Below are 25,610 nucleotides of genomic sequence, written 5' to 3'. Positions count from 1 at the left end.
GTAGGGAACGGATGTTCAGCTCATGCGTTTTCGGCCACCCTTGTCCGGTCGCGGAACTCCGTGGCCCAGTAGAGGAGGGCCAGGACGGGGAGTGCGGTGCCGAGGAGGGCCACCGCCGTCCAGCCGCCGGCGTGGAAGGCGAGCGAGCCGAACTGCGAACCGAGGGCGCCGCCGACGAAGAACAGTGCGATGAAGGCACTGTTCAGCCGTGCCCGCGCGTTCGCGTCGAGCTGGTAGACGGTGTGCTGGCCGAGGATCAGCGTGGTCTGCACGGCCATGTCGAGCAGCACGGCGGCCAAGGCGAGCAGGAGGATGTGCCGCCGGCCGAGCCCGGCGACCGCGAAGGCGACGGCCGCGGCGGCGAGCCCGGCGCCGGTCATCGGGCGCACCAGCTTGCGGTCGGCCCAGCGGCCCGCGAAGGGAGCCACGGCCGCCCCGGCCGCTCCGACAAGGGCGAAGACACCGACTCCGACGGGGGAGTAGTGGAAACGCGGGCCCGTGAGGACGTACGAGACGGTGGTCCAGAACGCGCTGAACGCACCGAACATCGCCGCCTGGTAGAGCCCGCGGCGCAGCAACGCCGGGTGGACACGCACCAGTCGGACCGTGGAACGCAGCACCTGGGTGTACGGGATCGCCGTGGTGGCGGCCTGGCGGGGCAGGGCGGCGTGCAGGGCAAGCGCCAGCAGTGCCATCAGGACGGCGGAGCCCAGATAGACGACGCGCCAGCCCGCCACGTCCGAGACCAGGCTGCTGAGGGTGCGGGACAGCAGGATGCCGGTGAGCAGACCGCTCATCACCCGGCCCACGATCCGGCCGCGGGTGTGGTCCGGGGCGAGACTCGCGGCGAAGGGCACGAGGATCTGGGCGACGACCGACGTGCCGCCGCTGATCAGGGAGGCGATCAGCAGCATGGGGAAGCTCGTCGCGAGACCGGCGGCGAGCAGGGCGAGCGTGGTGACCGCCAGCAGCACGGTGATCAGCCGGCGCTTCTCCAGCCGGTCGCCGAGCGGGACGAGCATGAGCATGCCCAGGACGTAGCCGACCTGGGTGAGGGTGATCAGGCCCCCTGCGGCCGCCTCGCCGACGTGGAAGACGTCGCGCAGCGAGGACAACAGGGGCTGGGCGTAGTACAGGTTGGCGACCGTCATGCCGGAGGCGGTGGCCAGGAGCACGACCAGCCATCCCGGCACACCGAGTGCGGCGGTGTCGGTGGACCGGCCCGAAGTGTGGTCGTCGCGCGAACTCTGGAGGACGTTCATGGTTCCGTCAGCGTCCGGGGGCACCTCTGTGCTTCCCTCGCTGCCGCGATGGTTCGAGATGTCAGTCATCTCCTAAGGAGATGACGCCCGGGGGCGATGAACGGACCGGGTCCCGTCAGGTCATGTGCCGCAGCAGCGCGGCGACCGCCGGGGGTGCCTCGCCCCGCGGCCGGACCACCATGACCTTCCAGTTCGGTGCGTGACGGTCGAAGTGGTGGGTCGTCAGGTCGGGGAACCGGTCGGCGATCGAGACGGGCATGACGCAGACACCCAGGTCGTTGCGGACGAGTTCGGAGGCCGCGACGATGTCGTTGACCTCGAAGGTCGGCTCGCGGTCGACGGAGGCCGCCCGGAACGCCTTGTCCACGGCGAGCCGGATCGCCCAGCCGGGAGTGAAGTCCACCAGAGGAAGCCGGGCCGCGTCGGCGAGCGCGACCTTCCCGTCCGTCACGGGAAACGTCCGCCCCGGAGCACTCACCAGCACCATCTCCTCGCGGGACAACAGCCGGGTGACCAGTCCCCGCTGCTGCTGGCGGTCGAGAGCCACCACGGCGAGATCCACCGTGCCCTCGCGCAGCGCCTGTCGGATGTCGACCACGGCCGCCTGCCGCAGCCGCACCACCACACCCGGATGCTCGGCCCGCAGGGCCGCCAGCGGGCGGTGCAGGTCGGCCCAGACCCCCTGCATCGTGCCCACCGTGATCCGCCCGCGTAGCTGCCCCTGTACGACGTCGACGGCAGCCCGCGCCTGGTCCGCGGCCCGTAACGCCGCCCGCGCGGCCGGTACGAAGGCCTCACCGGCCGGGGTCAGGGAGACCCGGTGCGTGGTGCGGTCGAACAACGGGGTGCCCAGCTCGCGTTCGAGCGCGCGCACCGTGCTCGACACGGCGGACTGGACGACGTGCAGCCGCTGCGCCGCCGCGGTGAAGCCGCCCTCCTCGGCCACCGCGATGACGACCTCCATCTGCCGCAGATCCACTGGCTCTCCCGGGGCGTGGTCCAGCTTCTTCAGGCATCTTGATCAGAGATGAGTCTCTTCATCGGTCATCACACCATGAGGTCGCCCTCGACGGAGTGGTCAAAAGAGGAACGTCCGCGAACGCACCTCTGTGCCCGCCGTTCGCGACGGCGGGCACAGAACGGCGGGCACAGAACGGCGGGCACAGAGCTGTGCGACAGAGGGTGCGTCCGGGCGCCCGCTCGGGGCGGCGGCCGGTCCTAGTCGGTCACGTCCGTGACCTTCCAGCGCTGGTTGGAGCCGGAGTTGGGCGTCCACAGCGTGACCGCGGCTCCGTCGTTGGTGGCCTGGCCGCCGACCTCCAGCAGCCGTCCGGTGCCGGCGTTGACAAGGGTCCAGGTGCCGTCGCCGGTCGTCGACATGATCCACTGGGTGGCCTTGTCGCGCGGACCGGAGTCGGCCTCCAGCACCGGGGCACCGTCACGGACCGCCAGACGCTTACCCTCCACCGGGTTGGTGAAGACGTACCGCTGCCGGTTGCCGGTGTCACCGGAGATCTGCCGCAGCTTCCACTCCTGGCCGGCCGCGTCTCCCGCCGAGGTCCTGATGACGAGGCTCGTGCCGTTGTCGGCGACGGTGAGTGCCTTGCCGCTCTGGACGCCGGTCAGCTCGTACGTGTGGCCCTTACGCAGCTCGGCCGCGTCCTTCGCGACACCCGAGACGCCCTTGACGACGAAGGAGGTCACCGACTGGGCGGGCACCGTGAAGGTGGCCTTGCGGTCACTGACCTTGACGGCCCTGTGGCGTTCGAGCTTGCCGTCGGCGCTGGTCACGACCGGGGTGACGGTGGCACTGCGGCTGACCTTGCCGAACTTCGACAGGTCGACGGTGACCGCGCGGGCGTCGGTGGTGCTGTTGACGTGGACGACCGTCGCGCCGTTGCCCTTCTTGGAGACGGCGGCGGCGCTGGAGGTGTCGTCGGTCTTGATCAGCCGGTCACCGGGCTTGATGTAGTGCGTGAAGTTGCGGGCCGTGTCGAACTTCGTGTTCGTGTAGATCGGGCACGACTCGAGGGTGTCCGTCGACGTGCAGCTGAACGGGAGCTGGATGCTGCCCCAGTTGCCGCCCTTGGCCGACTCGCCGCCCGGCTTCATGTTGTCGTAGTCCTCGACGGGCTGCCAGAACACCCAGGCCTTGGGCTCCAGTTCGCGCAGGTCGTCGACGATGCGCTGGGCGAGACCGAGGCCCGGCCGCATGTCCGTGAAGCTCTGGCCGTCGCCCCAGTCGCCCTCGACCTCGCTCTGCCACAGCGGCTTGTCGGCCGCCTTCGCCAGGTCACGCACGGTGGTGCGCTGGCCGGTGCCGTAGGTGTGGACGTTCATCTGGCCGACGAGGTCCCGCACTTCCTGCGGGTAGGTGTTCCAGTTCGTCGAGAAGATGGACGGGTTGGTCTCGTCCATCGCGGAGATCTCCGCCTTGGTCTTCGCCTTCTTCAGCGCCGGGTCCAGGGCCTTGATGACCTTCTGCTGGAGCTCGGGGCCGATGTGCGCCCCTTCCTGGCGGCCGCCGACCGGCTTGCCGTCGGCGCCCAGGCGGGTGCTCCAGTAGCCGGTGTTGGGCTCGTTGAAGGGGTCGATCGTGTCGACCTTGATGCCCTCGGCCTTCTCAAGACGCTTGGTCGCGCCTGCCATGTAGGCGGCGAAGTCGTCGACCGACTCGGTCTTGAGCTGGTCCTCGGTGGCGTTGAATCCGCCGGAGACATAGCCGCTCTTCGTCATGAACCACGGCGGGGAGTTGCTGAACGTCTCCCAGTGGTCGATGTCGTTCTTGATGCGGTCGACCCACCAGCGCTGGGTCGCGTCGGCGTCCTTGTTCCAGTCCGCCGGGTCGTCGGCGCTCCACCAGTCGGTGTCCTCGCGGGTGGTGCCCGCCGGGGCCTTCCACCAGCCCTCGACGGCACCTCCGGCGCGCAGGTAGTCCTCGACGTCCGGGGCGTTGCCACCGCCGATGTTGTAGCGGGCGATGTTCAGCGCCAGGCCGTCGTCCCCGAAGAGGAGCTTGGCGAGCTTCTCGCGTACCTCCTTGGGGTAGTCCCCGGTGGCGTTGGCGAACCAGACCAGGCTGGTGCCCCACCCCTCGAACTTCTCCTGCTCGTACGAGGGGTCGGGCCGCACGGTGACGGCGGCGGTGTCGGCCGCCGTGACCTGTGCGGTGGACGACGGGGCGGAGATGAGGGCGGCCCCGGTGGCCAGTGCGGTGAGGCCGGCGGCTCCGAGGAGCCGTCTGTTGCGGGTGCGGCGTGCCATCGTGTGCTCCCAACTACGGTGTTGGCGCTGCGGTGGACCTCCCGCCCGTCGGGCAGGAGGGATGGCCCTCGAACCAGTGCGGTGCCGTTCGAGGAGTCGGCGGTGGTGCGGGGAGTGGGTCAGCCGGCGGGCTGTCGCACCACGGCGACGTCCCTGGGCCCGAGGACGAGGCGGCCCTCGGTGTCCGTGTCGCCGACCAGCACCTCTCCGGCGAGGCCGGTCAGCGGCACGGTTGTGTCGGTCCGGTTGACCAGGAACAGGAAGCGGCCGTCGGGTCCGCGGCGCACGGTCTGCTCGACCGATCCCTGTGCGTCGGCGGGCAGTTCACTCTGTACGCCGGCCGGGCCGAGCAACTCCGGCAGCAGCCCGGCCAGCCCTTCGACGCCGAGCCGGGTGGAGACGTACGAGGCCGAGCCCTGACCCGCAGCACGGCGGGTGACGGCGGGCATGCCCGCGTATGTACCCGAGCGGTAGTGGGCCAGCACTTCCACCGTCGGGTCGGTGACGGTGATCCGGTCGGTCCACAGGGTGCCCGTGGCGGCGCCGTCCAGGTCGACGCTGTCGCCGTCGAGCAGCGGCCCGAACTCCTCGATACGGATGCCGAGGAGGTCGCGCAGCGCTCCCGGGTGGCCGCCGAGCCAGACGTGGTCGTTCTCGTCGACGACACCGGAGAAGTACGTGGTGACCAGGTGGCCGCCGGTCTCGGTGTACCGCGTGAGCTCCTTGGCCAGCGGCGCCGGGATCACGTGCAGCACGGGCGCGATCAGCACGTCGTAGCGGTCGAGGTCGGCCGTGGTGGTGACGACATCCGCCCGGACGCCGAGGGCGAGCAGGGCGGAGTACCAGTCCAGCGCCTCCTGGCGGTAGTCGAGCAGGGCGGTCGGGTGGGAGTCCTGCTCGCTCGCCCACCACGAGTCCCAGTCGTAGACGATGCCGACCCGGGCGGGCTCGCGCTCGGTGCCCGCGACCGGGGCCAGGGCCTTGAGGGTCCGGCCGAGGGCGGTGACCGCGCGGAAGACCTCGCTGTCGGCGCCGGCGTGCGGCACCATCGCGGAGTGGTACTTCTCGGCGCCGGCCGCGGACTGGCGCCACTGGAAGTAGCACACGGCGTCGGCGCCGTGCGCGACGTGCAGCAGCGAGTCGCGGGCCAGATCACCCGGCCGTTTGGCCACGTTGACGGGCTGCCAGTTGACGGCGCTGGTGGAGTGCTCCATCAGGAACCACGGACGGCCGCTCGCGATTCCGCTGGTGAGGTTCGCGGAGAAGGACAGCTCGTCGCGGTCCTGCGGGCCCGGGTGGACGTAGTGGTCGTTGGAGACGAAGTCGATCTCGCCCGCCCAGTCCGGGTAGTTCATGCCCTTGGTGTTGCCCATCACCATGAAGTTCGTGGTGACCGGCACGCTGGGCGTGACCTCCCGCAGCACGTCCCGCTCCGCGCGCAGGTACTCCTTCAGCGCGTCGGAGGAGAAGCGCTTGAAGTCCAGCTGCTGCGTGGGGTTCGGGTGGGAGGCGGCCAGCCGGGGCGGCAGGATCTGGTCCCAGTCGCTGTAGCGCTGCGACCAGAAGGCCGTGCCCCAGGCGTGGTTGAGGTCGTCGAGGGTGGTGTACCGGTCGCGCAGCCAGTCGCGGAAGGCACGGGCCGCGTCGTCCGAGTAGTCGTAGATGTTGTGGCAGCCCAGCTCGTTGGAGATGTGCCAGGCCACCAGCGCGGGATGGTCCGCGTACCGCTCGGCCATCGTCCGCACCAGACGCAGTGCGTGCTCGCGGAAGACGGGCGAGGTGGGCCGCCAGTGCTGCCGTGCCCCCGGCCACACCGTCTCACCGGAGGCGGTCACCGGAAGGATCTCCGGGTGCGCCGTGGTGAGCCAGGGCGGCGGGGACGCGGTGGCGGTGGCGAGGTCGACCCCGATGCCGTTCGCGTGCAGCAGGCCCATGATCTCGTCGAGCCAGCCGAAGTCCCACTGGTCCCGGGCCGGCTGGATGCGGGCCCAGGAGAAGATCCCCACGGAGACCAGGTTGACGCCGGCCTCACGCATCAGCCGTACGTCCTCCTCCCACACCTCGCGAGGCCACTGCTCGGGGTTGTAGTCGGCGCCGTACGCGAGGCGTGGGGTGGAGTCACCGTCCGGCCCGTTCAGCTGGGACAGGAGGGTGGAGATCATCGTGGTCCTTCCGGGGTGGCACAGGGGTGGGCGGCTTGGGGGCGTGTGCCGAACTAGTCGACGGTGAAGCCCTGTTCCTTGCCGTACTTGATGGAGGCGTCCTGCCAGGACTTCAGGCCGTCGGCGAGCTTGGTGTTGCCGACGTAGGCCTTGCCGACGGTGTCGTTGAAGATCGAGTTGGCGTACTGCTGGAAGGGCAGGTACGACCAGTCGGAGCCGACGTTGGCCGCCGACTCGGCGAAGATCTCGTTGGCCTTCTGGCCGCCGAAGTACTCGAACTCCTTGTTCTGGAACGCGCTGTCCTGGAGCTCGGCGGTGGTCGCCGGGAAGGCGCCCTCCTTGATGCGGGTCGCGACGCCGTCACCGGAGTTCGCGTACTCGACGAAGGCGTAGGCGAGTTCCTTGTTCTTGCCCAGCTCGGGCAGGGCCAGCGAGCTGCCGCCGTTCTCCGCGGTCGCCTTGTCGCCCTTGGTCCAGGCCGGCATCGGCGCCGCGCGCCAGTCACCGGCGGCGTTCGGCACGCCGGTCACGAAGTTGGCGGGCATCCAGGCGCCGGTGGTCAGGGTGGCGATGGTGCCGTCGCCCAGGCCCTTGTACCAGTCGTCGGTCCAGCCGTTGATCGGCGAGACGAGCTTCTCGTCGATCAGCTTCTGCCAGGTGTCCGTGTACTTCTTGGCGCCCGCGTCGTCGAAGTTGACCGACACCTTGGTGCCGTCGACCTTGTAGGGACGCGAACCGGCCTGCCACAGCATGCTGGTGGTGAAACCGGCGTCGCCGGCGTCGTTGGCGATGTAGACCTTGGGGTCGGCCTCGTGCAGCTTGCGGGCCGCCTCGACGTACTCGTCCCAGGTGGTGGGGACGGCGATCTTGTACTTGTCGAAGACCTTCTTGTTGTAGAACATCGCCATCGGGCCGGAGTCCATCGGCAGGCCGTAGACCTTGTCACCCTCGCTCACGGCGTTCCACGGGCCGGGGGTGTACTTGGACTTGAGCTTGTCGGCGCCGAAGGGGGCCAGGTCGCTGAGGCCCTTGGTGAGGGCGTACTGGCTCAGCGCGAAGTACTCGACCTGCGCGACGTCGGGGACGCCCTTCTTGGCCGAGATGGCGTTCGACAGAGCCGTGTAGTGCTTGTCGCCGGACCGCTCGCCGACGAGGTTGATCTTGACCTTGGGGTACTTCTTCTGGAAGTCGGCGGCGACCGACTTCAGCGTGGGCTCCCAGGCCCAGACAGTGACCGAGCCGCCCTTCTTGAGGGCCGCCTGGATGTCGTCGGCGGAGACCGGCTTCTGGCCGGAGCTGTCGTCGTCGGAGCCGCCGCAGGCGGTCGCGCCCAGGGCGAGGACGGAGAGGACGGCGAGGCCGCGCATCAGGCGGCGTGTGGTTCTGCGCATGGAGGTGCTTCCACTTCTTCGTGGGTGGGACAGGGTGAGGGTGAGGAGATGAAGGTGAAAGAGACGGGACTGAGGGGGCCTTGAGGGCGGGTTACTCCTTGACGCTTCCGGCGGCGAGCCCGGACTGCCAGAACCTCTGCAACAGCAGGAACGCGGCGATCAGCGGGATGATGGTGAGCAGCGAACCGGTGATCACCAGGTTGAAGATCACGTCACCGCCGATCGTCTGGGCCTGGTTGTTCCAGGCGTCCAGACCCAGGGTCAGGGGATACCAGTCCGGGTCCTTGAGCATGATCAACGGCAGGAAGTAGTTGTTCCAGGTGGCGACCGTGGTGAACAGCAGAACGGTCACGGTGCCGGGGGCGAGCAGCGGCAGGGCCACCTGGAAGAAGGTGCGGATCTCGCCCGCTCCGTCGATCCGGGCGGCCTCCATCAGTTCGCCCGGGATCGCCTCGGTGGCGAAGACCCACATCAGATACAGGCCGAAGGGCGAGACCAGCGACGGGATGATCACCGCCCACGGGGTGTCGGTGAGCCCCATCTTGCTGAACATCAGGAAGGTCGGCACCGCAAGCGCGGTGCCCGGGACCGCGACGGCACCGATGACCACGGCGAACACGGCGCGCTTGCCGGGGAAGGCGAACTTCGCCAGCGCGTAGCCGCCCAGGATCGCCAGGAGGGTGGCGCCACCGGCACCGAGCACCACGTACAAAAGGGTGTTCAGCAGCCAGCGGACGAAGATGCCGTCGTGGTACGAGAACGTCTCGCTGATGTTGTCCCAGAGGGCGAAGTCGCTGCTGAACCACAGCCCGGACGAGTCGGCGAGCCCTTCCTGGGTCTTGGTGGCGCTGATGACCAGCCACACCAGGGGCACCACGGTGTAGAGCAGGACCAGGCCGGTGAGGACGGTCAGCAGAACGCTGCGCTTGGGGCGCCCGGGAACGTGCCCCCTGCGCGTGCGCAGCCGGGGCGCGCCCTTGGAGCCGCCGGAGTTCGGAGCGGGTGCGGTCTGGGAGGCGGTGGTGACGGAGCTGCTCATGTTCACGCTCCCTTGCGCATGCCGCGGAGCTGCACGACATAAGCGATGACCATGGTGATCAGGCCCATGATGATGGCGACCGCCGCGGAGTAGTTGTGCTGCTGGCCGTTGAAGGACAGCGAGTACGTGTAGAAGTTCGGGGTGAAGTCGGTCGTGATCGCGTTGCGTGCCAGCGGCCGCAGGATGGCCGGCTCGTTGAAGAGCTGGAAGCTGCCGATGATCGAGAAGATCGTCGCGATGACCAGGGCACCGCGGATCGCAGGGAGCTTGATGGCGCTGATGATCCGGAACTGCCCGGCGCCGTCGATCTCCGCGGCCTCGTAGAGCGAGTTGGGGATGACCCGTAGCGCTGAGTAGAAGATCAGCATGTTGTAGCCGATGAACTCCCAGGTGACGATGTTGCCGATCGACGCCAGGACCAGGTCGGACGAGAGCGGGTCGGGCAGGGAGACATCGAAGGCCGAGTTGATGTCGCCCACCAGTCCGTACTTCGTGCCGTACATGAAGCCCCACATCAGGGTGGCGACCACGGCGGGCACCGCGTACGGCAGGAAGATCACGATGCGGAAGAAGTCCTTGCCGTACAGGCGCCCGCTGTCCAGCGCGAGGGCGATCAGCAGGGCGATGCCGAGCATGATCGGAACCTGTACGGCCAGGAAGAGCGAGACCCGTGCGAGCGAGTCCCAGAACTGCTCGTCCTTGAGGGCCTGTGTGTAGTTGTCCAGGCCGACGAAGGTGGTGCCGCCGATCAACTGGTCCCGGAACAGGCTGAGGTAGATCGAGTACACGATCGGGGCCAGGAAGACGAGGGCGAACACGGCCACGAAGGGACCGATGAAACCCCACCCCGTCCAGGAGCGGCGGTCCCGTTTCGCCGGAGGCCGGTCCGGGCGCCGCTTGGCTGCCGCCGGCGGTTGTAGCGTCGTCATGTCGTTCCTCGCTCGTCCCTCTCGCGAACCCGGCGTCGTGCGCCGCTGATGTTTGCGTAAACATCCAGTCCCGAAGCAGGTCGTGGCCTGTTATGTTTACGTAAACATCTGATGGCGGCATGTCTACACTGCCCCGTTGACGGTGGTCAAGGGTCATTTGAGGAAACTGCGGCTCGGACAGCGAGGGAGACGGGTGGACACAGCGGACAACGCCTCGGTGAGCAGGCCGAAGGCGCCGGCACGTGCCGGAAAACGAGCCTCCCGCCGGACGCAGAGCGCGTCCATGGCGGATGTCGCCCGACTGGCGGGCGTCTCCTCGCAGACCGTCTCGCGAGTCTCGAACGGTTACGCGGGTGTGAACGAGGAGACCCGGCAGCAGGTCCTGGCGGCCATGCAGGAACTGGGCTACCGGCCCAACAGCGCCGCCCGGGCGCTCAAGCGCGGCGAGTTCCGCACCATCGGCGTCATCACCTTCGGCCTCTCCACCACGGGCAACGTGCGCACACTGGAGGCGATCGCCACCTCGGCGGCGCACGAGGGGTACGCCGTCACGCTGCTGCCCGTCGCCGTACCCACGCAGGACGAGGTGCGCGGCGCGTTCTCCCGGCTGGGGGAGCTGGCCGTCGACGCCGTCATCGTCATCCTGGAAGTGCACCTGCTCGACGCGGTGGCCCTCACCCTGCCGCCCCACATCCAGGTCGTCGTGGCGGACTCGGACGCCGGTGACCGCTACACCGTGGTCGACACCGACCAGGCCGGCGGGACCCGCGCAGCGGTGCGGTATCTGCTCGACCTCGGCCACGAGACCGTCTGGCACCTGGCCGGGCCCGAGGAGTCCTTCGCGGCCCAGCGCCGCGCCGACGCCTGGCGTGCCGAACTCACCGAGGCGGGCTGCACGGCGCCACCGCTGGTACGCGGCGACTGGTCGGCCGAGTCCGGCTACCGGGCCGGCCTCGAACTCGCCGCACAGCGGGACTGCACGGCGGTGTTCGCGGCCAACGACCAGATGGCGCTGGGCCTGCTGAGGGCCCTGCACGAACAGGGCCGGTACGTGCCCGACGACGTCAGTGTCATCGGCTTCGACGACATCCCCGAGGCGGGTTCCTTCCTGCCTCCCCTGACCACCGTCCACCAGGACTTCGCCGAGGTGGGACGCCGCTGTGTCGAGGGCGTGCTGCGGCAGATGCGCCACGACATGCCGGAGCACGGGACCACGCTCGTGCCTACGCGGCTCGTGGTGCGCGACAGTACGGCGGCTCCGCGGGTGCGGTGAGCGATCCGCGGGGCGGGCTGTGCGTGTGTGCCGTCCGCGGGTTGGCCGTGGCTGGTCGCGTAGTTCCCCGTGCCCCTGTGGGGCGGGACCGTACTGGGCCGGCGAGGAAGGCGTCGCGCGGCCCGGGGGAGCCGTCGGCCGGGGTCAGTTGTCCGGCTGCTCCATGGCATCCACGATCGCGTCCCAGAGACGGGACCTCGCCTCCAGTGCGAGGGCCGCAGTCTCCGCTGCTTCCTTCCAGCGGGCGTCGTCGTCGCGGCAGAGGTCCGCCACCATGGCCATGGCCATGGGTGTGTGCTCCTCGCCGTCCACCTCGATGTGCCGGGCCAGGTAGTCGCAGAAGATCGGGAACCGGTCGGAACCCTCCTTCTTGATCACCTGGTCGAACATGTCCGGGATGAGGTCCTCCCGGGAGAAGGCGAAAGCGGCCGCCTGGCAGTGCAGGGGCCTGTCGAGGATGATCCCGAACGTCGTGGTGACGAACTCGGCCGCGGGGCCGGGTACTTGGGCGACCCGCAGCGCCGCCTGCACGTCGTGGCCCTCCCCGAGCAGTGCGAGGAACGTGTCCAGGCGTGAGGTGTCCGCCCCCGCTTCGGCCATGCCGCCCCGGTAGAGCTCGAAGTGGCTGGTGAAGCCGCCGTCCAGCTCGTCGCTCTCCTCCACCAGCACGATGTCGTTGATGAGGCGTCGGCTCACCTGCGAGCCGCGCGGCACCCAGGGGACGTCCACACACGTCAGCTCCCGCTGGAGGGACTTCAGGAGCGACATGAAGTCCCACACCGCGAAGACGTGGTGCTCCATGAAGGTCGCCATGTCCTCCCGGGTGCTTATCCGCTGGTAAATCGGATGGGCGGTCACTTCTTTTCGGGCCGGTTCGATCTCGGCGCGCACCCGGTCGATTCCCTCGTGGGTCATGCTCCAGTCGTACCTGGACATGGGTCTCCTTCTTGCTCTTTCAGATCCGGCTCATTCGGCTCGACGTACGGCTCTTCACGTCGACTGCGAACGGTGCCCCCGGGAGTGATGGTGCCGCTTTGTTCGATAACCCGGCAAGCGATTTCAGGAATTCACAAATGTTACCGGAAGTACTGCCTGACAAAAGCTGTCAAGGCGGGCAGAAGGGTGACAAAGGGCAGCTTTCCCGGCCGGGCGCAAAAACTCCGTTGAGAGTTGAACATCAAGTCTTCCCTTTCCGTATTCAGAGGCGTGACCAGGAATCCCGTTACCGTCACCGTCGCGTATCGAGTGGTACCGGGCCGCGAGGCCGAGTTCCACTCCTGGGGGTGGGGTGTGCTGCGTGCGACCGCGCAGGAACCGGGCTTTCTCGGCGGTGGCGTACTTGTCGACGGAGAGGCGGAGTGGCATGTGGTCTACCGCTTCACCAGTGAAGGTTCCGCTCTGGCCTGGGACAACTCGGTCGAGCGGGCCGACTGGCAGGCCCGTGGGGAGATGCTGGCCCGTGAGACGGGCCGGCGGACCGTGCAGGGCTCGAAGGCCTGGTTCGAGTCCCTGACCGAAACCCCTTCCGCGACCGCGGCGGCACCACGTCCGCCACCGAAGTGGAAGTTATGGTTCGTGAATATGAGCGCGGTCTTCCCTCCTGTACTCATATTCAATTTGTTGGTGCTTCCTTACCTCGGTGACTTCAACCCTCTCATCCGCACCTTGTTCCTCTGCCTGGCCGTGACGGCCATTGTCACGTGGATTCTCATGCCGCGGCTTCAGCGTTTCTTCAAGAAATGGCTGTACCCGCCGCTGCAGGCAATCCGCGGACGGCACAAACGACGGGCTGCGCAAGGCTGAGAACGACCAAAGGGGGGTGGGCGGGTGAAGACCCTGCTCATCGACAATTATGACTCGTACACATACAACTTGTTCCAGCTGATTGCCGAGGTCAACGGCGAGGAGCCGGTGGTGATCCTCAATGACGCCTCGGCCGACGAGCTTCCGGACCTCCGGGGCTTCGACAACGTCGTGGTGTCCCCGGGACCCGGCCACCCCGCTCACCCGCGCGACTTCGGCATCAGCGCCCCAGTGCTCGCCGAGGCCACGATCCCCGTACTCGGCGTCTGCCTCGGACACCAGGGCATCGCGGCGGGCGAGGGAGCCCGGGTGACGGCCGCACCGGAGCCCCGGCACGGCCATCTCTCCAGAATCCGGCACACGGGCGAGGGCCTGTTCAGCGGACTCCCGCAGGACTTCACCGCGGTCCGCTACCACTCGCTGTCCGTACGGGAACCGCTGCCGGCGAGCCTCAAGGGCACCGCCTGGGCCGAGGACGGCGTCCTGATGGGACTGCGCCACCGCATGCGGCCACTGTGGGGTGTGCAGTTCCACCCCGAGTCGATCCTCACCGAGTACGGCCACCGGCTGTTCCTGAACTTCCGGGGCCTCACGGCGGCGCGCAGTCGCGGGGTCCGCCTGACCAAGTCCCGTACGCGGGAGTCCCGTACCGAAGGCGGCGCCGCCACGGCGTTCGTACCCCGCCCCCGGCGCTCCGCGCCCGTCGGGTACCGGCTGCACACCCGTCGGATCGCGACCGCCGTGGACACCGAGACGGCCTTCACCCGGATGTGCGCCGACGCGCCCAGGGCGTTCTGGCTGGACAGTTCGCGCGTCGAGGAGGGGCAGTCCCGCTTCTCGTTCTTCGGCGACGGCACCGGCCCGCTGGCCGAGTTCGTACGGTACGACGTCGAGTCCGGTGTCTGTGAGGTCGAGCGGCCCGGGCGGCCCCCGCGCAAGGTGCGGGCCAGCGTCTTCGACTATCTGAAGCGGCAGTTGGCGACCCGCCGGGTGGACGCCGGCGAGCTGCCCTTCGACTTCACCGGTGGATACGTCGGCTACTTCGGATACGAACTCAAGGCCGACTGCGGCTCGCCGAACCGGCACCGGGCCGACACCCCGGACGCCTCCTGGCTCTTCGCCGACCGGCTGATCGCGGTCGACCACCAGGACGGCTTCACCTACGCCGTCTGCCTGGCGGAGAACACCCCGCAGGGCGCGCGGGACGCCGCCGACTGGCTCGACAGCGCGGTGGCGCAGCTGAGCTTCGTGTCGGCGGCCGGAACCGCCGCAACCCCGCCGGCCGCCTCCGAGCCGGACCCGCACGCCGCCGAACCCTGGCTGGTGCGCGACCGCGCGACCTATCTCGCCGACATCGAGGCCTGCAAGCGCGAACTGAACGCCGGTACGAGCTACGAGATCTGTCTGACCGACGCCGCCGAATTACCCGCGCCGCCCGACCCGTTGGCCTACTACCGGGTGCTCCGGCGCATCAACCCGGCGCCCTACGCTGCCTTCCTGCAGTTCGGCGACCTGACCGTGGCCGGCGCGTCCCCCGAACGCTTCCTGCGGATCACCCGGGACGGCGTCGCAGAGGCCAAGCCCATCAAGGGCACCGCGCCCCGCGGCGACCGGCCGGAGGAGGACGCCCGGCTGAGGGACTCGCTCGCCGCGGACGCCAAGACCCGTGCCGAGAACCTGATGATCGTCGACCTGCTCCGCAACGACCTGGGCCGGGTCTGCGAGACCGGCACGGTCCGGGTGCCGCGCCTCATGGCCACCGAGACCTACGCCACCGTGCACCAACTGGTCTCCACCGTCGAGGGCCGCCTCCGCGCAGGTACCGAAGCCGTGGACTGCGTACGCGCCTGCTTCCCCGGTGGCTCGATGACCGGGGCGCCCAAGCTGCGCACGATGGAGATCATCGACTCACTGGAGACCGCCGCCCGCGGGGTCTACTCCGGAGCCATCGGCTATCTCGGCTGCAGCGGCGGAGCCGACCTCAACATCGTCATCCGCACCGCCGTCTTCACCGGCGGCCGGATGCACCTGGGAGCGGGCGGCGCCATCGTCCTCGGCTCCGATCCCGAAGCGGAGTACGACGAGATGCTGCTGAAGACCGCCGCGCAGTTACGCGCCCTCCGCGAGTCCACGACCGCCGAGCCGGTCTCCCTGCAGGAGCAGATCCGATGACGCCCACGACCTCCGCCCCGAGCCCCACCGACACGGCCGGTGTCGCCGAGACCGAGGCCGGGAACCTGGCCTCCGGGCTGGCCGCACTGGCCGAGGGCCAGGGCTGGACCGAACGGCCCGCCTTCCACCAGGGCCACCGGGCCTGGACCCACGGCGAGGTGCACGACCTCGCCGCCCGCGCGGCCAGCGTGCTCGCCGACCACGGTGTCTGCCCCGGAGACCGGGTTCTCCTGGCGTTGCCCGACTCCCTCGCCTGGGTCACGGCCTTCCTGGCCGCCGCCCGGCTCGGCGCGGTCGCGGTCCTCGTCAATCCCGAACTGCCCGCGGCCGACCACGAGTTCATGGCCGAGGACGCCGGAGCCGCCCTGTGCGTGACCGGGCCGGGACTGGAGGAGCGGTTCGCCGGCCGGACCCGGCTCGGCGCCGACCAGCTCGTCGCGCTCACCCGCAGCACACCCCCGACCACCGGCGCCCACGCGGCCGGACCGCGCACCCCGCTCTACATCCAGTACACCTCCGGAACGACCGGCACCCCCAAGGGAGTTGTGCACTGCCACGGCGACCCGGCGACGTACCACGAGCTCATCGGCGACCGGCTGCTTCGGATCACCCCGGACGACGTGACCCTGTCGGTGTCGAAGCTGTTCTTCGCGTACGGCTTCGGCAACGCCTTCGCTTTCCCGCTCTTCTCGGGGTCCTCCGCCGTACTGGTCGACCGGCGCCCCTCGCCCGCCGCGGTGGACGAACTCGTCGCCCGCCACCGGGTGACCCTGCTCTACTCCGTCCCTTCGGCGTACGCCGCCCTGGTCGCCGACCGGGCCGACGGACACGCCGCCTGCTTCGCCTCCGTCCGCGCGGCGGTGTCGGCCGGAGAGGGCATGCCCGCCGGACTCGGCGAACGCGTCACCGAACTGCTCGGCGCGCCCGTCCTGGAACAGATCGGCTCCACCGAGGCCGGCCACGCCTTCTGCGCCAACAGTCTCGACGCCAACACCCCCGGCACCGTCGGCCGCCCGGTCCCCGGCTTCGACGTGGAGCTGCGCGACCGAGCCGGACACCCGGTGCCGGACGGCTCGGAGGGCGAACTCTGGGTCAAGGGGCCGACGTTGACACCCGGATACCTGAACCTGGCCGGGGAGACGGACCGCGTCCTCGTCGACGGCTGGCTCAACACCCGGGACCGCGCGCGGCGCGAACCGGACGGCACCTACCGGCACTTGGGCCGCGCCGACGACATGGAGCTGGTCGGCGGCATCACCGTCTCCCCACTGGAGGTGGAGGCCGTGCTGCGCAAGCATCCGGCGGTACGCGAGGTCGCCGTGGCGGCCGTCACCGACGAGCGCGGCGCGACCGCACTGCGGGCCTATGTGGTCATCGGCGTGTCGCCCTCTACGGCTCCCACCTTCGCGGCGAGCCGGTCCGGTCTGGAGGCCGAGCTCATCGGCCTGGCCCGCGAACACCTCGCCGCCTTCAAGGCCCCCAGAACCGTCCACGTCGTGCCGTCGCTGCCCCGCACCCCGACCGGCAAGCTCCGCCGCCACCTCGTCCGCCAGGGCGCGTGGTGACCGTGGCCGTGATCGCGAACACCCCAGAAAGGAAAGGGCACATGCCACAGCCGCAGTCCCTGCTCTCCGATCGTGGGTTCTACCTCGGCCCGATGTTCCAGCAGGCCGCCGCCCGGCACGGAGCCGTCCCGGTCACCCTGGACCGGCCGCTGGACGTCAGCCCCGACCTCGGTCTCGACCTCAGCTACCCGGTCCTTGCCGCCCTGGTCGAGGACCTGTCCGGGCGGCTGTGGGAGGCCGGTGTCCGGCCCTCCGAGCAGGTCGTCGTCCACAAGAGCGACAACGTCGACATCGTCCTGCTGACCTGTGCCGTCTCCCGAATCGGCGCCGTCCCCGTCCTGCTCTCACCGGGCCTGCAGGGCCCCGTCGTCGGGCAGCTCCTGAAGCGGCTCCGCGAGCCCTGGCTGGTCACCGACCGAGCGAAGCTCACCGGACCGCTCAAGGACATCGACGTCGCCCGGCTCGTCCGGCAGACCCTCAGCGTGGACGACGCGCCCGGAGCGGTCCCGCTGGACAAGTACGCCGGCGCCCCGCCGCACGGGCCCGTCCGGCTGCACCCGCGCGAACCCGCGCTCATCACCCACAGCTCGGGCACGACTGGCATCCCCAAGCTCGCCGTGCACTGCCCGAACACCATGTGGAACCGGCTCGTACCGCAGAAGGCCATGGGCTGGCCCACCCGCGGCGAGACGGCCGCGCTGCACATGTCCTTCGTGCACTCGCGCTTCTACCACCTGCTCGGCGTACTGCTGCACTTCGGGAGCCCGCTGCTGTTCATCACCGACCCCGAGCCCGCCGCCGCGGGCCCGCTGCTCGCCCGGCACCGCCCCGGCATCGTCGAGACCCACCCCAACACCTTCGTACTCTGGGAGGAGTTGGCCGACGCGCCCGGCGCGCCGCTGGCCCGCGTCCGCTCGTACGGCAGCACCTTCGACGCGATCCACCCGCGCACCGTGCAGCGGCTGCTCGGCGCGTCGAACCGGCGCTCGCCCTGGCTGATGCAGCTGTACGGGCAGAGCGAGACGGGCCCGGTCGCCTTCCAGTGGTACACCCGCCGCAGCGCGGCCAGGGCGGACGGCCGCCGCGTCGGCATCGGCATCCCCGGCTTCACCCGGACCCGGATCGCCGACAGCGAGGGACGGCGCACACAGCCGGGGACACCCGGCCGCATCGAGGCGCGCACGAGGGGCCGGATCCTCACCTACCTCGGCGCCCAGGACCAGTACGACCGTCAACTGGGCGACGGCTGGTGGCAGATGGGCGACATGGGCTACCGGAACCGCTGGGGCGCCCTCTATCTGATCGACCGCGAGATCGACCAGATCGACTCCGTGCACAGCAACCTGGAGATCGAGGACACGCTGATGTCCCGCCTCGACGAACTGCGCGAGGTCGTCATCGTGCCCGGCGTCGACCGCGAGCCCGTCCCCGTGGTGTGCGTGCGGGGCGAACAGCCCCTCGACCTCGGGCGCTGGCACGAGGCCACCGTCGACCTGCCGAAGATGGCGGGCCCGCGGCAGTGGCGGTTCGACGAACTGCCGATGACCTCCACCTGGAAGGTCAAGCGGGTGGAGATCACCCGCATGCTCACCGAGAGCGCGACCACCACCACCGAGCATCCCGGCGGCGCCTGACGTGAGCCCTGTCATCGTCGTGGGCGCCGGACCCGTGGGCATGTCGGCCGCACTCGCACTGCGCGCCCACGGACTGCCGGTCACCCTCGTGGAAGCGGACCCGCAGGGTCGCGAACGGCCGGGCAGCCGCGCCCTGTTCGTCCACAAGGAGACCCTGCAACTGCTCGAAGGGATGCGCCCGGGTCTTGCCGCCCGCATCACGTCGTACGGACGGACCTGGCAGACCAAACGCACCTTGTACCGGGGCCGCGAGGTGTACGCCAGGACGTTCCCGCCGCCTTCCTTCCCGCCCCCGTTCACCAGCCTGCGCCAGGTGGACACCGAGCGGTTCCTGCTCGCCGCCTGCGAAGCGGCCGGGGTGGACTTCGCCTGGGGCGCGCGGGTCACGGGGGTCAAGGTCACCGACTCCTCGGTCGCGGTGAGCAGCGAGGACGGCCGCGGCTGGACGGGCACCCACGTCATCGCCGCCGACGGCGCCCGCTCCGCGGTCCGGCGGGAGCTGGACATCCCCATGGAGGGCACCCGTTCGGAGGGCTTCCACGTCGTGGTGGACGTGTCCGACATCCCGGGAGCCGACCTGCCGCTGGAGCGGGTCTTCCACTACGAGCATCCCGGCGTCGGCGGCCGCAGCGTCATGCGCGTGCCGTTCACCGGGGGCTTCCAGGTCGACCTGCAGTGCCGTGACGACGACGCGCAGGAGTCCTACGGCACCGAGGAGGCGGTACGTCAGTGGCTGCCCGCGGTCGTGGGGGAGGGGTACGCCGACCGGATCCTGTGGGTGTCGACGTACCACTTCCTCCGCAAGGTCGCGGCGGCCTTCACCGACGAGGAGCACCGGGTGCTGCTCGTCGGCGAGGCGGCCCACCTGTTCCCGCCCTTCGGCGCCCGCGGCATGAACAGCGGCATCGCGGACGCGGCGGCGGCGGCGTCGGCCGTGGCCGCCGGCACCACGGAGGCGGTCGCGGAGTTCGCGGTGGCCCGGCGGACGGCGGCCCGGTTCAACAGCGCTGCGGCCGGCGCCGCCCTGGAGCATCTGCGGCCCAGCCGTCGGACCGTACGGGCGAAGCAGTGGGCCGCGGCGGCCCTGGCACCCGTACTGCCCTGGTGCGGGGCCTGGTTGGAACACGCACCGTACGGTCCCAGGCACGGATCACCGGCGAGCGCCGGCCGGAAGTACTGACCGGAGCACCTTCAAGCATGGCGGTACTGACGGACGTACTGAGAGGGGAAAGTATCTTGATGACACAACCGGCAACCGCAGAGGGGCTGTTGGCGTGGATGCCCGGCCGTGGTCTGATCGCCGGCCTGGCGGCCGACACACAGCTGCTGGTCGCGGACTCCTGGCTGGTCCGGGACGGGCAGGTGCGCGGTCTCGACCGGCACCGCGAGCGGTTCCTGCGGTCCTGCGGCGACTGCGGAGGTCCGTCCCTCGATCAACTCGACGAGTTCTGGCGGGACATGACGGCCGCGCTGCCCCGGACGGGATCGTGGTTCCCGCGCGTCGAACTCGTGGCCGGCTCCCTCCAGTTGCGGCTGCTCCTGCGGTACGCGCCGCCGATCGCTCCGGAGGTACGCGTGTGGGCGGCCGGCCAGCCGGACCCGAGAACCGTGCCGCGCCGCAAGGGACCGGATCTGGACGTGCTGGCCCGGGTCCGTCAGCGGGCCAGAGGACAGGGCGCTGAGGAGGCGGTACTGATCGCCCCCTCGGGCCTGGTGCTGGAAGGGGCGACCTCCAGCGTGCTGTGGTGGGAGGACGACACCTTGTGCCTGCCCCCGCAGCAACTGCCGATCCTGGCCGGTGTCACCACGGGCCTCATCCAGGAGCGGGCCGTGCACAGCGGGATCCGGATGGCCCACCGCGAGCGGACCCTTGAGCAGCTCGCCGGGCGGGAGGTGTGGCTCGTGAACGCCCTGCACGGAATTCGGCCGGTGATCGGCTGGGAAGGCCGGCCGATGGAAGCGGGTCAGGACCTCTTCGCCAAGGAATGGCGGGAATGGCTGGACGGCCTGATGGAACCACTGCCTCCTGCCTGATCCGCCAGCTTCCTGATCCGATAAAGAATCCAATTAGGATCAGGCAAATAAGGGAAAGGTTCGCGCCGGACCGAAAGTATTCGGCCCGGCGCGATTACCTGTATCCGCATTCAGTAATTATCGGAGGTCAATTTTCGGGGATCGATCAAGACTTCTTCTGGGCCGGCTGATAAGCGCCAGGAACCATCCGTGTCGCGATGGCGATGCGGTTGTACGCGTTGATGACGGTGGCCGCCCAGATCAGTGCCGCCATCTGTGCCTCGTCGAAGACCTCGGCCGCTTCCGCGTAGACCTCGTCCGGGACGTGCCCGTCGTGCACCAGTGTCACCGCCTCGGTCAACGCCAGCGCGGCGCGCTCCCGTTCGTTGAAGAAGGGCGTCTCCTGCCAGGCGTTCAGCGCGTACACACGCTGCTCGCTCTCGCCCTTCGCGCGGGCGTCCTTCGTGTGCATGTCGATGCAGAACGCGCAGCCGTTGATCTGTGAGGCGCGAATCCGGATGAGTTCAAGGAGTTCCGGCTCGATCTTGGCGTCCTGCGCCGCCAGAACGGCCGCGCCGTGCAGCGCGCCCATCGCTCCGGACACGTCGGGGGTTGTTTTCTTGAGGGCCACACGGGGTGTGGATTCAATCTTGGGCATGGGCCGACTCTATCCGTCTCATGCACTCCATGAAATGGAAACAGCGCGAATGGTCATGTGACGATTTCCCGCAGGGACGGCTATTGTGCGGCCATGACCGGATCCACGGAGCGTCCACTGCTCTTCCTCGATGTCGACGGTCCGCTCATACCCTTCGGGGCGGCATCGGGGCAGTACCCGGACGGGTATCCGACGTATGGGGCGAACCCGGCAGGGCCCGACGAGAATCCACTCCTGGCCAGGATCGACCCCGGACACGGACCCCGCTTGATGGCTCTGCCGTGCGAGCTGGTCTGGGCCACCACCTGGATGGCCGAGGCGAACGAGACCGTCGCCCCGCGGCTCGGTCTCCCCGAACTGACCGTCGTGACCTGGCCGGAGCCGGACGCCGAGGAGGCCGACGGGGAGGCCGAACGGGACGCGCGGCGCGGACTGCACTGGAAGACCCGCGCTCTCGTCGACCGGGCGGCCGGCCGGTCGTTCGTCTGGGTCGACGACGAGATCACCGACACCGATCGGGCCTGGGTCTGCGCACATCATCGCGGGCGCGCTCTGCTGCACCGGGTCGACCCCCGCCGGGGCCTCACCGACGCGGACTTCGACGTCCTCGGCGAGTGGCTGGCCGCCGAAGCCGCCAGGGGTTCCTGACTCCTGGACCACTGACGGGCCTCCCGCCTCCATATGACGCTCCATATGACGGTGCAATCAAAGCGTCGTTCAATGGGGAAAGTCGTGATCACTCACTGCGGGAGCAGCCCATGTCGCCAACGCGGTCCAGTACAGGGGACGGGCATGGTGCACCGGGGCTGCTGCGCAGGCTGGGGGAGTGGTGTGCCCGGCACTTCGTGATCGTCATCGTGGCCTGGCTGGTCGTGCCGGCCGCCCTGCAGGTCCTGGACCGCTCTTTCGGCGGAGACTACTCGGACGACTTCCAGCTTCCCGGGGTCCAGTCGCAACAGGGCCTGGACGTTCTGAAGAAGCACGACCCGGCGGCGGGCGGCTACAGCAGCCAGATCGTGCTGCACGACGACAAGCAGTCGCTGACGTCGGTGAGCTCGCAGATGAGCCAGACGATCACTGCTCTGCAGAAGCTTCCCCATGTCCTCTCGGCACAGAACCCGTTGACGGCCGCCTCCTCCCAGCAGTCGTCGCAGCAGTCCTCGGGACAGTCGCAGCAGCCGAACGTGGGTCCGCTGTCCAGCGACGGGAAGACCGGCTACATCACCATCCGCTTCGACGTACAGCCGTCGACGCTCGGCGACTCGTACCTCGACGGAGTGGACAGCTCGGTCCAGTCCCTGAGGTCGGCGGGGGTGGACGTCGAGTACGGCGGCCCCCTCGGTGAACTCGCCAGGCCCGCCCCCGACGACCGGATCAGCGAGTTGATCGGATTCGCGGTGGCGATCGTCGTCCTGCTCGTCGGCTTCGGCAGTGTGCTCGCGGCGGGCATCCCGCTGCTGACCGCCCTGATCAGCGCCGTGGGAGGGCTGGCCTGCCTGGGGCTTCTCGCTTCGGCCTTCACCTTCGCCACGGTGTCCCCGACGCTGGCCACCATGATCGGCCTGGGCGTCGGCATCGACTACGCGCTGTTCCTCATCACCCGCCACCGGCAGAACCTCATGAACGGCGACGACCCGGTCCGCGCGGCGGGCAGGGCCACCGCCACCAGCGGCCGGGCCGTACTCGTCTCCGGCTGCACGGTGATCATCGCCCTGGCCGGTCTTTCGGTCTCCGGAGTCAGTTTCATCGGCCTGCTGGGCGTGGCCGCGGCCGTGACCGTCGTCTCGGCCGTCGCCGGCGCGCTGACCCTCGTCCCCGCCCTGCTCGGACTCATCGGCCACCGCATCGACCGCTACCGGGTGCGCCGCCCCGTCGCGGAGACGAACGCCGCACCGGGCGAACCCGTCCAGGGCACCTGGCACCGCTACGCCCAGCGTGTGCAGCGCCGCCCCTGGTGGTTCCTGGCAGGCGGAGCCGCCACGGTCCTGGTCCTGGCGATCCCGGTGTTCTCGATCCAGCTCGGCCACATCGGCGACGGCGCGGACCCCAAGTCGTTCACGGACCGACGGGCCTACGACCTCATGTCGGACGCCTTCGGACCCGGTTCCAACGGCCCGTTGACCGTCGTCATCGACCAGACCTCCGTACCGTCCGACCAGCGTTCGTCGCTGGCGACACAGGCGCAGAAGTCCCTCACCGACGTGCAGGGCGCGGCCACGAGCACACAGCTCACGCCCACCCAGGACGGTGACGTGCTCGTGGGCACGGTCTACTCCAAGGAGGCCCCGCAGAGCGCGGACACCACCGACCTGACGAACCGCCTGGTCGACCAGACCCTGCCCCAGGCGGTCTCGGGCACCGACGCCAAGGGCTATGTCACGGGCACCACGGCCGCCCAGGTCGACTTCCGGGACATCGTCGCCGAGCGTCTCCCGCTGATCATCGCGGTGGTGGTCGCCCTGGCCTTCATCATCATCCTGGTGGTCTTCCGCGGACTGCTGGTCGCGCTCAAGGCGGCCGTCCTCAACGTCCTGTCCATCGCCGCCTCGTACGGCGTGGTCGTCGCCGTCTTCCAATGGGGCTGGGGCGGACCGGCGTTGGGCGTGTCGGGCAAGGTGCCCATCGAGAGCTACGTGCCCATGATGATGTTCGCCATCATCTTCGGCCTCAGCATGGACTACGAGATCTTCCTGCTGTCGCGTGTCCACGAGGCCTGGCTGCGCACCGGGGACGCGAAGGCCGGCGTGGCGCACGCCCTGGAGATCACCGCGCGTGTCATCACCTGCGCCGCCCTGATCATGGTGAGCGTCTTCGCCGCGTTCATCGTGATCGACAACATCGTCGTCAAGATGCTCGGGCTCGGCCTGGCCGTGAGCGTGCTGATCGACGCAACTGTCGTACGCCTGCTGCTCGTTCCGGCCGTCATGACCCTGCTCGGGCGGCACGCCTGGTGGACGCCGGGCCGGCTCGACCGGATCCTGCCGCACGTGGATCCGGAAGGGGACCACGGCTGAACGGACGACGGGGTGCCGTCGCGAGCCGTGCGGGCCTCCGCCTGCGCGGAGGCCCGCGGTCGGTCAGCAGGCCGAGTTCGTCTGGGTCAACAGGCCTAGGCGATAGGGGAGTTGGGAGTAGGTGCCGCCGGCCGAGGGGTTCAGACCCTGGTAGAGGAACTGCAGGCGGCAGGGGTTGATCGTCATGGTCTGGTCGTTGCCGGCGCGGATGAGTTCGCCGTGGCTGATGTCCCTGGTCCACGCGCCGGAGGGGAACGTCACGTTGGTGGCGCGGGCGAACGGATTGGCCTCGGTGGCCGCCAGCGGCTGCCACTGACCGGTGAGTCCCTGGGCCGTGAAGGAGCGGTAGTACCGCCTGCCGTCGCTGCCGATGGCCTCCCACAGCAGCAGATAGGTGTTCGTGCCCTGTACGCGGTAGACGGCGCCGCCCTCGAACAGGGCGAACTTGGAGTCCTGGAGCACGAGTTGGGTGTTGCGGAAGCCGCCGGGGAATTCGCCGACGGTGGTCTCGGAGCGGTACACGTGGCCGTTGTCGTCCGCGGAGAACAGGTAGCACATGGCGCTGTCGCAGATGGTCCAGTAGTCGAGCGTGCCCGACGGGGCGGCGTTCTGGAACGTCCTGGGCGCCGACCAGCTCTGCGGGTTGCCGGGGTCCGTGCTCGTGGAGTACGAGGGCGGACCGGTCTGGTAGACGAGGTACCACACGTTCTTCGGCGCGAAGTGGAACACCTGAGGGGCGGCCCGGTAACCGGTGCCGATGTTGGGGTTGGTGTCGAGGTAGGTGAGTGGGGCCGCCGAAGCCCCCGACCAGTCGGTGAAGCTCGTGTAGGCCAGGCTCCAGGACCCGGCCGTGTTCGCGGTCGTCATGAAGACGTGCCACTTGCCGTTCGCCTGGACCACCGTCGGGTCCTTGACGGAGACGACGGGGTGGCTCGCATCGGGCCTGGGCGAGATCAGCTGGCCGCTGGACGACCACCGGAAGCTGCTCGGAAGTTGCGCCGCGACCGCCGATTCCTTCGGAGGCGGAGCGGAGTACGACCGCGTGGGAACGGCGAGCAGTGACATCGCCAGGCCCAGCAGGAGGACCAGGGCCGTACGGCGGGCGTGGTGGATGTGGTGATGGCGCGGGCGTAGACCGTATAAGGGTGCGGACATGCGGGCTCCCAGGGGAGATCGGGGCTCACCGCACGAACACCAGGTGCGCTCTTCGTCCGGAACTGTGGCGTGTGGGGAGAGCCTTGCCGGTACGGGTGATGCGGGTGCTGTCGTGCCCGGTTCGTGGGCCTTGGATGCTAGAGGGCTCACCAGGAGCGTCAATACCTCCCGCATCATTCGCTTCCAGGAGCGCAGCTTTCGGTGCGGTTTCGTGGGGCCTCCAGGACCCGCTCCGGCCCCGGGGCCCACCTCCGTGTCACGCCCCTTCGGGCCGGG

19 protein-coding genes are annotated in these 25,610 nt (G+C 69.4%); 9 read left to right on the top strand and 10 right to left on the bottom strand.

Annotated elements, in window-relative coordinates; genetic code table 11:
* Window positions 1-20: 20 nt before the first annotated feature.
* The 7 genes from ACZ5VQ_RS33405 to ACZ5VQ_RS33375 form a co-directional block, all read right to left on the bottom strand.
* Window positions 21-1,193, bottom strand: a complete 1,173-nt coding sequence (locus ACZ5VQ_RS33405) for an MFS transporter (protein ID WP_469108264.1) — start codon at window positions 1,191-1,193, stop codon at window positions 21-23.
* A gap of 184 nt (window positions 1,194-1,377) precedes the next feature.
* Window positions 1,378-2,241 carry a LysR family transcriptional regulator gene (locus tag ACZ5VQ_RS33400; protein ID WP_469108214.1) on the bottom strand — a complete coding sequence of 288 codons (864 nt, stop codon included), beginning with the start codon at window positions 2,239-2,241 and terminating at the stop codon, window positions 1,378-1,380.
* Between the two features lie 239 nt (window positions 2,242-2,480).
* Complete coding sequence (locus ACZ5VQ_RS33395; RefSeq protein ID WP_469108213.1) at window positions 2,481-4,526, bottom strand: glycoside hydrolase; 2,046 nt, start codon at window positions 4,524-4,526, stop codon at window positions 2,481-2,483.
* Window positions 4,527-4,645: 119 nt separating this feature from the next.
* Window positions 4,646-6,688, bottom strand: a complete 2,043-nt coding sequence (locus ACZ5VQ_RS33390; RefSeq protein ID WP_469108212.1) for a beta-galactosidase — start codon at window positions 6,686-6,688, stop codon at window positions 4,646-4,648.
* A 53-nt stretch (window positions 6,689-6,741) separates the two neighbouring features.
* A complete protein-coding gene (locus ACZ5VQ_RS33385; protein WP_469108211.1) occupies window positions 6,742-8,079 on the bottom strand; it encodes an ABC transporter substrate-binding protein in 1,338 nt (445 codons plus the stop codon).
* Window positions 8,080-8,170: 91 nt separating this feature from the next.
* Window positions 8,171-9,118 carry a carbohydrate ABC transporter permease gene (locus ACZ5VQ_RS33380; protein ID WP_469108210.1) on the bottom strand — a complete coding sequence of 316 codons (948 nt, stop codon included), beginning with the start codon at window positions 9,116-9,118 and terminating at the stop codon, window positions 8,171-8,173.
* 2 nt (window positions 9,119-9,120) lie between these two features.
* Entirely contained in the window at window positions 9,121-10,047 is a 927-nt protein-coding gene (locus ACZ5VQ_RS33375; RefSeq protein WP_469108209.1) for a carbohydrate ABC transporter permease, read from the bottom strand.
* 283 nt (window positions 10,048-10,330) lie between these two features.
* On the opposite strand from ACZ5VQ_RS33375, the gene ACZ5VQ_RS33370 reads away from it, so the two are divergent.
* Window positions 10,331-11,320 (top strand): LacI family DNA-binding transcriptional regulator, encoded by a 990-nt coding sequence (locus ACZ5VQ_RS33370; protein WP_469108208.1) that lies wholly within the window; start codon window positions 10,331-10,333, stop codon window positions 11,318-11,320.
* A gap of 144 nt (window positions 11,321-11,464) precedes the next feature.
* On the opposite strand, the gene ACZ5VQ_RS33365 is transcribed toward ACZ5VQ_RS33370, so the two are convergent.
* A complete protein-coding gene (locus ACZ5VQ_RS33365; RefSeq protein ID WP_469108207.1) occupies window positions 11,465-12,256 on the bottom strand; it encodes a DUF3050 domain-containing protein in 792 nt (263 codons plus the stop codon).
* Window positions 12,257-12,490: 234 nt separating this feature from the next.
* On the opposite strand from ACZ5VQ_RS33365, the gene ACZ5VQ_RS33360 reads away from it, so the two are divergent.
* Genes ACZ5VQ_RS33360 through ACZ5VQ_RS33335 form a run of 6 tightly spaced genes read left to right on the top strand, consistent with a single transcriptional unit; the run spans window position 12,491 to window position 20,528 of the window.
* On the top strand, window positions 12,491-13,123 hold the full coding sequence (locus ACZ5VQ_RS33360) for an antibiotic biosynthesis monooxygenase (protein WP_469108206.1): 633 nt from the start codon (window positions 12,491-12,493) through the stop codon (window positions 13,121-13,123).
* Window positions 13,124-13,147: 24 nt separating this feature from the next.
* Entirely contained in the window at window positions 13,148-15,295 is a 2,148-nt protein-coding gene (gene pabB, locus ACZ5VQ_RS33355; protein ID WP_469108205.1) for an aminodeoxychorismate synthase component I, read from the top strand.
* On the top strand, window positions 15,292-16,860 hold the full coding sequence (locus tag ACZ5VQ_RS33350) for an AMP-binding protein (RefSeq protein WP_469108204.1): 1,569 nt from the start codon (window positions 15,292-15,294) through the stop codon (window positions 16,858-16,860). Before pabB ends, ACZ5VQ_RS33350 begins: the two co-directional genes overlap by 4 nt.
* Before the next feature lie 41 nt (window positions 16,861-16,901).
* The gene (locus ACZ5VQ_RS33345) at window positions 16,902-18,494 is read left to right on the top strand and encodes a class I adenylate-forming enzyme family protein (RefSeq protein WP_469108203.1); all 1,593 of its coding nucleotides are present in this window, start codon (window positions 16,902-16,904) and stop codon (window positions 18,492-18,494) included.
* A gap of 1 nt (window position 18,495) precedes the next feature.
* Window positions 18,496-19,674 carry an FAD-dependent monooxygenase gene (locus ACZ5VQ_RS33340; protein ID WP_469108202.1) on the top strand — a complete coding sequence of 393 codons (1,179 nt, stop codon included), beginning with the start codon at window positions 18,496-18,498 and terminating at the stop codon, window positions 19,672-19,674.
* A gap of 59 nt (window positions 19,675-19,733) precedes the next feature.
* Window positions 19,734-20,528 (top strand): aminotransferase class IV, encoded by a 795-nt coding sequence (locus ACZ5VQ_RS33335; RefSeq protein ID WP_469108201.1) that lies wholly within the window; start codon window positions 19,734-19,736, stop codon window positions 20,526-20,528.
* Between the two features lie 145 nt (window positions 20,529-20,673).
* Here the strand turns inward: ACZ5VQ_RS33335 and ACZ5VQ_RS33330 are convergent, their stop codons facing one another.
* Complete coding sequence (locus ACZ5VQ_RS33330; protein WP_469108200.1) at window positions 20,674-21,165, bottom strand: carboxymuconolactone decarboxylase family protein; 492 nt, start codon at window positions 21,163-21,165, stop codon at window positions 20,674-20,676.
* Window positions 21,166-21,258: 93 nt separating this feature from the next.
* Between ACZ5VQ_RS33330 and ACZ5VQ_RS33325 the strand changes: the two genes are divergently transcribed.
* Together ACZ5VQ_RS33325 and ACZ5VQ_RS33320 are read left to right on the top strand one after the other, a co-directional pair.
* Window positions 21,259-21,813, top strand: coding sequence for an HAD domain-containing protein (locus tag ACZ5VQ_RS33325; protein ID WP_469108199.1), 555 nt, complete (start codon window positions 21,259-21,261; stop codon window positions 21,811-21,813).
* A gap of 110 nt (window positions 21,814-21,923) precedes the next feature.
* Window positions 21,924-24,179 (top strand): MMPL family transporter, encoded by a 2,256-nt coding sequence (locus ACZ5VQ_RS33320; RefSeq protein WP_469108198.1) that lies wholly within the window; start codon window positions 21,924-21,926, stop codon window positions 24,177-24,179.
* Between the two features lie 63 nt (window positions 24,180-24,242).
* Here the strand turns inward: ACZ5VQ_RS33320 and ACZ5VQ_RS33315 are convergent, their stop codons facing one another.
* On the bottom strand, window positions 24,243-25,334 hold the full coding sequence (locus tag ACZ5VQ_RS33315; protein ID WP_469108197.1) for a glycoside hydrolase family 62 protein: 1,092 nt from the start codon (window positions 25,332-25,334) through the stop codon (window positions 24,243-24,245).
* Between the last annotated feature and the right edge of the window lie 276 nt (window positions 25,335-25,610).

It is taken from the genome of Streptomyces sp. NPDC033178, assembly GCF_055577685.1.
Note: the sequence above shows the minus strand (reverse complement) of the source record. Positions and strands in the feature narration are given on the sequence as shown.

Bases quoted from the DNA above. Each gene is read 5' to 3' on its own strand.
- ACZ5VQ_RS33395 (WP_469108213.1), bottom strand. From the start codon at position 4,526: ATGGCACGCCGCACCCGCAACAGACGGCTCCTCGGAGCCGCCGGCCTC.
- ACZ5VQ_RS33390 (WP_469108212.1), bottom strand. From the start codon at position 6,688: ATGATCTCCACCCTCCTGTCCCAGCTGAACGGGCCGGACGGTGACTCC.
- ACZ5VQ_RS33385 (WP_469108211.1), bottom strand. From the start codon at position 8,079: ATGCGCAGAACCACACGCCGCCTGATGCGCGGCCTCGCCGTCCTCTCC.
- ACZ5VQ_RS33380 (WP_469108210.1), bottom strand. From the start codon at position 9,118: ATGAGCAGCTCCGTCACCACCGCCTCCCAGACCGCACCCGCTCCGAAC.
- ACZ5VQ_RS33375 (WP_469108209.1), bottom strand. From the start codon at position 10,047: ATGACGACGCTACAACCGCCGGCGGCAGCCAAGCGGCGCCCGGACCGG.
- ACZ5VQ_RS33370 (WP_469108208.1), top strand. From the start codon at position 10,331: ATGGCGGATGTCGCCCGACTGGCGGGCGTCTCCTCGCAGACCGTCTCG.
- ACZ5VQ_RS33365 (WP_469108207.1), bottom strand. From the start codon at position 12,256: ATGTCCAGGTACGACTGGAGCATGACCCACGAGGGAATCGACCGGGTG.
- ACZ5VQ_RS33350 (WP_469108204.1), top strand. From the start codon at position 15,292: ATGACGCCCACGACCTCCGCCCCGAGCCCCACCGACACGGCCGGTGTC.
- ACZ5VQ_RS33345 (WP_469108203.1), top strand. From the start codon at position 16,902: ATGCCACAGCCGCAGTCCCTGCTCTCCGATCGTGGGTTCTACCTCGGC.
- ACZ5VQ_RS33335 (WP_469108201.1), top strand. From the start codon at position 19,734: ATGACACAACCGGCAACCGCAGAGGGGCTGTTGGCGTGGATGCCCGGC.
- ACZ5VQ_RS33330 (WP_469108200.1), bottom strand. From the start codon at position 21,165: ATGCCCAAGATTGAATCCACACCCCGTGTGGCCCTCAAGAAAACAACC.
- ACZ5VQ_RS33325 (WP_469108199.1), top strand. From the start codon at position 21,259: ATGACCGGATCCACGGAGCGTCCACTGCTCTTCCTCGATGTCGACGGT.
- ACZ5VQ_RS33320 (WP_469108198.1), top strand. From the start codon at position 21,924: ATGTCGCCAACGCGGTCCAGTACAGGGGACGGGCATGGTGCACCGGGG.
- ACZ5VQ_RS33315 (WP_469108197.1), bottom strand. From the start codon at position 25,334: ATGTCCGCACCCTTATACGGTCTACGCCCGCGCCATCACCACATCCAC.